2 protein-coding genes are annotated in these 529 nt (G+C 51.6%); both read right to left on the reverse strand.

Features of this window, described 5'->3' with window-relative positions; translation table 11 throughout:
* A partial coding sequence (locus tag GJV78_RS22790) for an SUMF1/EgtB/PvdO family nonheme iron enzyme (protein ID WP_230979234.1) occupies positions 1-326 on the reverse strand: 326 nt, incomplete at its 3' end.
* Between the two features lie 7 nt (positions 327-333).
* Positions 334-529: hypothetical protein (locus GJV78_RS23235; RefSeq protein ID WP_167519728.1), on the reverse strand; the 196-nt coding region annotated here is incomplete at its 5' end.

Consider the following 529-nt stretch of genomic DNA (forward strand, 5'->3'; position numbering starts at 1 on the left):
TTCAGGTAAAGCTGATATTCCTGATTGGTGGTTTTAAACTTACTGACGGAGTAGCTGCTCAGGGTAACCTTATGCAGCGGCTTACTGTCCTTTTCAGTATCCAGCTGCATCTTCTCGGGACCGTATTCCCTGCCGAAGTCGCCCATCAGAAATTCGCCGCCCTGCACAAATACCAGATTATTTTTGACCTGGCGAATCAAATTCTGCAGCCCGGCGCGGTGCTGCTGACTCTCTCCAGCCTCCGCCGTTGACTTTGCCGCGCTATTATTATCACAGGCCGTCAGCAGTAGCGGGGCCAGCAACCAGATCCTATATTTTTTCATCATTATTTCCTTAAGCCATTTGCGTTAATGTTGTTTCACAGGGAGCAAACTCACAGCGCTGAGGAAAATGGGGGTTAGGTGCCCGGTTCAGGTTATACCAGGGGGTGTTATTCATCGCCAGCGCATAGCCCCAGGAGAGCTCCAGTTCTGTTTTCAGGCGCTGATAAATTTCCGACAGCTGCAGAGCCGCAAGCTCTGCGGCCCGG

This window comes from Intestinirhabdus alba (assembly GCF_009711095.1).
Lineage (GTDB): Bacteria > Pseudomonadota > Gammaproteobacteria > Enterobacterales > Enterobacteriaceae > Intestinirhabdus > Intestinirhabdus alba.